This window comes from uncultured Pseudokineococcus sp., from assembly GCF_947495735.1.
In the GTDB taxonomy this organism is placed as follows: Bacteria; Actinomycetota; Actinomycetes; order Actinomycetales; family Quadrisphaeraceae; genus Pseudokineococcus.
The window spans coordinates 1-7,336 of the sequence record NZ_CANMAA010000028.1 but is presented as its reverse complement, the minus strand read 5'-3'; the positions used below and the strand labels follow the sequence as shown (position 1 = coordinate 7,336).

Annotated in this window: 7 protein-coding genes and 1 pseudogene; 7 read left to right on the top strand and 1 reads right to left on the bottom strand. The window is 71.5% G+C overall.

All coding sequences use genetic code 11. The features are described from left to right. Nucleotides 1-76: 76 nt before the first annotated feature. Nucleotides 77-739 (bottom strand): annotated as a pseudogene (locus Q0848_RS18735) (NADP-dependent oxidoreductase); the annotation flags it as partial. 128 nt (nt 740-867) lie between these two features. Between Q0848_RS18735 and Q0848_RS18730 the strand changes: the two are divergent. The 7 genes from Q0848_RS18730 to Q0848_RS18700 form a co-directional block, all read left to right on the top strand. Beyond that, a complete protein-coding gene (locus Q0848_RS18730; protein ID WP_299040340.1) occupies nt 868-1,782 on the top strand; it encodes a LysR family transcriptional regulator in 915 nt (304 codons plus the stop codon). Between the two features lie 681 nt (nt 1,783-2,463). Next, nucleotides 2,464-3,246 carry an ABC transporter ATP-binding protein gene (locus tag Q0848_RS18725; protein ID WP_299040338.1) on the top strand — a complete coding sequence of 261 codons (783 nt, stop codon included), beginning with the start codon at nt 2,464-2,466 and terminating at the stop codon, nt 3,244-3,246. Further along, nucleotides 3,243-4,004, top strand: a complete 762-nt coding sequence (locus tag Q0848_RS18720) for an ABC transporter permease (protein ID WP_299040336.1) — start codon at nt 3,243-3,245, stop codon at nt 4,002-4,004. Before Q0848_RS18725 ends, Q0848_RS18720 begins: the two co-directional genes overlap by 4 nt. Nucleotides 4,005-4,044: 40 nt before the next feature. Next, nucleotides 4,045-4,383: a DUF1048 domain-containing protein gene (locus Q0848_RS18715; RefSeq protein WP_299040335.1), complete on the top strand. Its 339-nt coding sequence runs from the start codon at nt 4,045-4,047 to the stop codon at nt 4,381-4,383. Nucleotides 4,384-4,387: 4 nt separating this feature from the next. Beyond that, on the top strand, nt 4,388-5,197 hold the full coding sequence (locus tag Q0848_RS18710; RefSeq protein WP_299040333.1) for a MerR family transcriptional regulator: 810 nt from the start codon (nt 4,388-4,390) through the stop codon (nt 5,195-5,197). A 520-nt stretch (nt 5,198-5,717) separates the two neighbouring features. Continuing rightward, the gene (locus tag Q0848_RS18705) at nt 5,718-6,533 is read left to right on the top strand and encodes a hypothetical protein (RefSeq protein ID WP_299040332.1); all 816 of its coding nucleotides are present in this window, start codon (nt 5,718-5,720) and stop codon (nt 6,531-6,533) included. Between the two features lie 339 nt (nt 6,534-6,872). Further along, on the top strand, nt 6,873-7,336 hold a 464-nt coding region (locus Q0848_RS18700), incomplete at its 3' end, for a transposase (RefSeq protein WP_299040330.1).

Here is a 7,336-nt window from a genome sequence, read left to right as displayed (position 1 = left end):
CCACCACCAGCACCACCCCGCTCCGGCTACCATCAGAGCGTCACTTCAGAGCCTCCACTGAACCCGGGGCGAGACAGTAGTCGATGAACTCGTCGGCCCCCAGCTCGCGCAGCAGGTCCTCGTGGCGGCCGGAGGCCACCGCGATCACTCGGGCTCCCCTCCACTTCGCCAGCTGCAGTGCGAGGTGCCCGACGCCGCCGGCGGCGCCGTTGACCAGCACCGTCGTCTCGGGGGTGATCGGGACCGGCGTGTGCTGGTGCGCCTGGAGCGGGTTGGGGTGGTCGTGCCCCTGCTCGAGGAGGTACTGCCAGGCGGTCAGACCGGACATGGCCACGGCGGCGGCCCGCTGGTGGCTGACGGCGGCGGGCTTCAGGCTCAGCTCGTCCACCGGTGCGGTGACGTACTGGGCGTACGCCGCGGACCCGGGCTGGGGGAAGCGCAGCATGCCGAAGACCTCGTCACCGACCGCGAAGCGGGTCACCCCCTCGGCGACCGCCACCACCACGCCGGAGACGTCGGTGCCCAGGACGTAGGGGAAGGGCAGCTGGGGGCGCATCTCCGGGGGCAGCGCAGTCATGCCTTCGCGCAGGTACCAGTCCGGCGGGTTGAGGCCGACGGCGTGCACCCGGACGAGCACCTCGCCCGACCGAGGTCGGGGTACGGGCACCTCTTCGTAGCGCAGCACCTCGGGGCCACCGAACTCGTGGATCTGGACGGCCTTCATGGTCTTCGTCAGCATCTCGTGCTCCTGGTCTGTCGACGCCGGGACGTGCGGTCCGAGGAGTTGACCGCGGGTCGTCGGGGTCCGTCCAAGACCTGTTGAGCACGACGTCATGCCGAAAGGGCACGGCTGGGTAGGTTGGCGGCGTGAACGACCTCGGCGTGGACCTGGAGCTCCGGCTGGTGCGGTACTTCACCGTCCTGGCCGAGCACCTCAGCTTCGCCGCGGCCGCCGACGAGCTCCACCTGGCGCAGCCGTCGCTGAGCAGGCAGATCCAGCGCCTGGAGCAGCGCCTCGGCGTGCGCCTGCTCGAGCGCACTCCTCGTGGCAACCACCTCACCGACGCCGGAAAGGCGTTCCTGCCCGAGGCCAGAGCCCTGCTGAGGTCAGCCCACCGGGCCGCCCAGGCGGCTCGCGCCCACTCCTCCCCGGGGCGCATCACCATCGGCTACGTCGACGACCTCATCGTCACCACCGCAGTCCGGGAGCTGCGGGCGCGCCGACCGGATGCGGTGGTCGAGACCCGGCACCTCACGTGCAGCGCGCTGTCGTCCTTCGAGGACGGCCGTGTGGACCTCCTGGTGGCCCGTACGCCTCTTCCGTTCCCGACCGGTGAGGTGTGGACGAAGGTGCTCTACCAGGAAGCGCGCCTGCTCGTGGTCCCGACGGGGCACCCCCTGGCCGGGCGCGCGTCCGTGGCGGTCGGAGAGCTGACCGACGAGACGCCCTACGCCTGCGCCGTCGCCGAAGGGCTCCCGGCTGACGGGTGGACGGCCTACCGCCTGCTCGGGCGCGCACCGCTGGACCTCGACGAGACGCCCGGCAGCTACGAGGACAGGCTGGAGCTCGTCGCCAGCGGGCGAGCCATCGGCATCCAGCCGGCCGGGGACCGGCGCACCCTTCTGCACCCCGGGGTCACGACCGTCCCGCTGGAGGGTGCCCCGGACAGCGACGTCGTCCTGGCGGGGAGGGTCAGCGACCGCAACCCGCTGGTCGAGGCGTTCTCGGAGATCGCCGCGACGCACGTCGCCGGTCCGGTCAGGCCCGAGGTCAGACGCTAGGCAGCCCAGGCGTCCTCATGAGGACGTCGTAGCGGCCGGGGCTGAGCCACATCGACGGCCTTCGCGGCCCGACGATCCGCACGTGCGGTCGGGCACGGTCTCGAGCACGTCCAGCCAGTCGAGGGCCAGGGACGCGGGGCGGTTCGCCCGGCCACCACAGGGCGCGGCCGACGAGCACCGTGCTCGACGGCGAGCCAGGTCCAGGGCCAGCGCGGCCGACCTGCCTCGAGGTCGTCGTGAAGCCGCTGCGGCTCGAGGGGGCCGACGGCGCGGTCGAGGGGGAACGCGAGCAGCGCGTCGAGGTCGTCCGGGCCCGCCGGTCTGATCTCCATCCGCCGTGCACAGCCGACCCCGAGCAGGACGAGCATGGACGAGCCGCCACGGGCGAGGGCGGGTCCCAGGCGGGTCTGCTGGGGCGCGCGTGGCGAAGCGGGGTCCTGACGACCTCTTGACCAGCGCCGACGCCGGAATGGGTCGGTTGATGCCACCAGGCTCAGCAGTGGCGCGCGAACGATCTCAGCGCGACGGTCGTGCACGAGCTCTTCACCGACATCGCCCCGCAGATGGTGCAGCGCCTCCCGGCAGCCAGGCGGTCGCGAGAGCAGCCACGTGGGCGCGTCCGGGGTCACCCGAGGTGCCGGCTTGACCTTGACGCAGGGTCAGGCTCGGACAGTGGCGCCCATGACCACCACACCAGCCATCGAGATCACGGGGCTCACCAAGTCCTACGGCGATCAGGCCGTGCTCGCGGGTGTCGACCTCCGTGTCGCCCCCGGAACCATCCACGCCCTGCTCGGCTCCAACGGCGCCGGCAAGACCACAGCGGTGCGGATCCTCTCCACCCTGCTCAAGGCCGACGGCGGGACCGCCGCCGTGGCCGGGTACGAAGTCGCCACCCACCCGGCCGAGGTACGGGGGGCCATCAGCCTCACCGGGCAGTTCGCCGCAGTCGACGACGTGCTCACCGGGCGGGAGAACCTCATGCTCGTCGCCGAGCTGCGGCACCTGCCGGACCCGCGTCGGACCGCAGACGAGCTGCTGGCCCGCTTCGGCCTGACCGACGCCGCAGGGCAGCGGGTGGCCGCGTACTCCGGCGGGATGCGCCGCCGCCTGGACATCGCGATGAGCCTGACCGGCCACCCGCCCGTCCTCTTCCTCGACGAGCCGACGACGGGACTCGACCCGCAGTCGCGCACCGAGGTCTGGAGGACCATCCAGGAGCTCGCCGGCCAGGGCACCACCGTGCTGCTCACCACGCAGTACCTGGACGAGGCCGAGCACCTCGCCGACCGGATCTCGATCCTCCACGCCGGACGCGTCATCGCCGACGGCACCGTCGCCGAGCTCAGACAGCTGCTCCCCCCGAAGCGGGTCGAGTACGTCGAGAAGCGGCCGAGCCTCGAGGAGATCTTCCTCGCGGTCATCGGCCACGACGGCTCGGACGAGGGGCGGGCACGGGCATGACCACCTCGACCGTCCGCGAGACCAGGACCATGCTCAAGCGGTCGCTGCGCCACGTCCTCCGCAGCCCCGACACCATCATCACCACGGCGGTCACGCCCATCGCCATGCTCCTGCTGTTCGTCTACGTCTTCGGTGCCGCCATCGACGTCGGCCAGGACGACTACGTCAACTACCTGCTGCCGGGCATCCTGCTCATCACGATCGCCTCCGGCATCGCCTACACCGCCTTCCGGCTGTTCACGGACGTCTCGGGCGGGATCTTCGAACGGTTCCAGTCGATGCCGATCGCCCGTCAGGCCGTGCTCTGGGGCCACGTGGCCACCTCGGTCCTGGCGAACCTGGTCTCACTCACGCTCGTCGTCCTCGTGGCACTGGCCATGGGGTTCAGGTCCGGCGCGGGCGTGCTGGCCTGGCTCGCTGTCCTCGGGATCCTGGTGCTGTTCACCCTCGCGCTGACCTGGTTGGCGGTCATCCCCGGCCTGAAGGCGAAGTCCGTGGACGGGGTCAGCGGGTTCTCGTACCCACTGATCTTCCTGCCGTTCGTCAGCTCGGCCTTCGTGCCGACCGCGGGGATGCCCGGGCCGGTGCGCTGGTTCGCCGAGAACCAGCCGGTCACCGTGATCGTCGACACCATCCGCAACCTGCTCGCCCAGCAGCCCGTGGGCAGCGACGGCTGGCTCGCCGTCGCCTGGTGCCTCGGCCTGCTGCTCGTCGCCTACGTCGCGGCCATGGCCACCTACCGCCGCACGACCGCCTGACCACGAACCCCCCACCACCGCCTACGAGAAGGAGCATCCTGTGAACACGACTCTGACCACGATCCTCGGTGCGAAGAAGGACTGGAGAGCGACGGAGGCCCGCGCAGACGCCTTGCCCCGCGACTACCGCATCGTCTACGGCGCGATGAAGTCCTACATGTGGCGACTCACCAGAGGTGATGGCACGGACGTCGTCGCCTGTCTCAAGGAGGTCCTCGACGACTTCGAGGCTGGCGCATCCCGGCGCGCCCAGGTGCTGGACGTCACGGGCGACGACGTCGCCGCCTTCTGCTACCGGCACCTGCACGGCTTCGGCTCGCCGGTGGACCGGCGAGGGAGCAGGCTCAACCGCGCCGTGGCGCGGAAGCTGGCCACGTGAGCCGATGCTGACGATCAGCCAGCTCGCGAGGTACGCGGGCGTGACGGTCCGAGCGGTGCGCCACTACCACGCCATAGGCCTTCTGCCCGAGCCCTGCAGGGACCACTCCGGCTACCGCCGCTACGACGCGGGCGCGGTGGTGGACCTGATCCGGATCCGCATGCTGGCTGAGGGTGGGGTGCCGTTGTCGCGGGTGCACCAGCTGCTGGACGCGGGGGGCGAGGAGTTCGCGGCGGAGGTCGCGGAGATCGACCGCCGGCTGCGGGCGGACATCCGTGAACGCCAGCACCACCGCCGGCAGATCGCGCGGCTCGCGGCGGGAGACAGCCTGGCCCTGCCTGCCGAGGCCGTCGCCTACCTGGAGCGGATGCGCGAGCTCGGGTTCCCGGACCGGGTCATCGAGATCGAGCGCGACAGCTGGATCCTGATCGCGGCCCAGATGCCGGACGAGATCCCGGTCCTCATGGCGATCAAGCACGCGACGCTGGAGCACGAGACGCTGCGCCGCCACTACCTGTCCATGGCCGACCTCGCCGACTGCTCACCGGACGACCCGCGTCTGCCCTCGCTCGCGGACCGCGTGGCGGACTTCCTCGAGGCCGCATCGACCGTGGCCACCGCCGTCGCGGCTGACGCGGCCGAGGAGGAGCCGGTCGTCAGTGAGGAGCTCAGCGCGTTGCTCGACACGGTCTTCGTCGAGTCGTTCCCGTGCGCAGCACGCCTCCTCGAGCTCTTGGAGGATCGCGGCTGGACCGGTTGGACGAGCGTCCGACGCATGGAGCCGGTGCTTCCGCGTCGATGCGAGGAAGCCTGATCGGCGCGAGCCGGCCATCGACCTCGTGCCGGTCGATCAGCACGGGAGCTCGGGGTCTCCCACCTGGCGAGGGATCCTCGCCATCGAGCCACCGGAACTCCTCGTCGGCTTCGGGGCCCTGGTCCAGGCTCCGGCCGGAGCCACCGTCCAGCTTCTCCACGACGGTGAACCGGGTCATGAGGCACGCCGATCCCCGCTCACCCCGGTCTCCTCCATGCGACGACCCCCTCAGCCCGCAGGTCCGTCAGCGGGACGCCGGCCGGACGACGGTGCTGAGTCGGACGGCCACGTGGAGGTGGCGGGCGCCAGCACCGAGGGGCCGCGATCGCGCCGGCTGGCGGGCGGCTGCTGGGACGGGCGGGTGACGTCAGCGCGACGAGGCTCTCGGTCTTCGGTCGGGTGGTAGGCCGGGCTCATGACGGAGCCTTCGGTCATGATCGCCAGCGCTCTGCACGAGCTCAGCCGTGCCGCCCGGTGGAGCGTGCGTCCGTCAGGCGCGGGGTGGCACCTAAACGCAGGCGTGGGGCGCGACGTGGAGTGGGCGGGGTACCGCCCGACCGCGGACGAGCCGGGCTCCGGGTTCGTCGTGCGCGGTGGGACGGCCTACCTGTCCGGTCCCTGGATCTACGCGGCCGTCGGCCCGCACGCCGACCTGCGTGAGCTCGGCTGGGGCGACGGGACCGTGTGGGTCGCCATGGAGGAGGCCGCCTTCCGGGCTCGAGGTGACGACACCGACGCCGTCGCGCAGATCAGCAAGGAGCTCCCGGAGCCGGGTGCCACGTCCGTCGTCGACATGACGGTCGAGGGAACGAGTGTCGTCCACCTCGACCTGGCAGCGCCTTTCGGCCTCGGGCGCCGTTGGGACCGTTGCTCGCTCGAGTCCACCGCTGACGGTCGGTACCGCTTCGTCAGCATCGGGTCAGCCACCGAGGGGCCGACGGCGGTCTTCTCCTACGACGTCATCGACGTGCCGGCACCCCGCGGGGGGACGGTGCTGACGATGGAGGAGGCGCTGGCGGTAGTCCGCGCCACGAGGTCTCGCAGGACGCGGCGGACCAGACGGCCACGTCTGATGACCGTTGGGCTGCTGGCCCCCTCAGGCCACGACGACGGCTGGACCCTGGTCGTGACCGGTCGCCGTGGAGACGTGAGGCGCCGCCCTGCTGCGGGGCACGAGCTGGACGTGGCAGTGCGTCAGTGGCTGGCAGAGCGAGGGGACGGGGCCCTGCCGCTCGAGCTGGACACCTCATCGGACGAGCTCTCCATCACCTCTTCCTCACGAGAGCTCCTCGAGGAGCTGGCCTCGGCCCTCACGGCCGAGCACGACCTCGGTTGAGAGCCTCAGTCGACGACCCGGTGTGGGACGGCCGGGCGTAGCAGCCGCCGACGCGCTCGAGCCGCCGCAGCCGTGCCGGCCGGCCGGCACCGGATGGCACTGCAAGACCCAGTGACCCGTCCTCGCCGACGCCCCCGCCCTCCGGGACGCTGGTCGGTGCTTCGACGGTCCCGTGCACACCCCCCGGGACGGATGTAGGAACTCGCTGAAGGGGAGAGTCCCCTGGCGTGGTGTAGGTCCGCCCCGTAGCCGGGGTGGTGTCGGTCCCGGACGGTGAGGGGCCATCGCGTGAGGCTCTGCGAGTACCCGCCAAGGAACTCGTAGACAAGGACTCACGCGATGACCCTGAACCAGTCTGCCCTGCTCGAGCTCACCGAGGCGTTGAAGGCCGCCGACGCCGGCGACATGGTCCGCACGATGCTCATTACGATGCTGCAGGCCCTGATCGAGGCCGAGGCGACCTCGGTGATCGGCGCGGCCCGCCACGAGCGGACCGAGGCCCGTACGACCCAGCGCAACGGCTCGCGGCCCAAGACCGTCTCGACCACCGCCGGGGACGTGGACGTGCGGATCCCCAAGACCCGCACGGGGTCGTTCTTCCCCTCGCTGCTGGCCCCGCGGCGGCGGATCGACGTCGCGCTGCACGCGGTGGTGATGGAGGCCTACGTCCACGGGGTGTCCACCCGCAAGGTCGACGACCTCGTGGTGGCCCTGGGCGTGGAGGCGGGGATCTCCAAGTCGGAGGTCTCGCGGATCTGCGCCGGCCTGGACGCCGAGGTCGCCGCCTGGGCCACCCGCCCGCT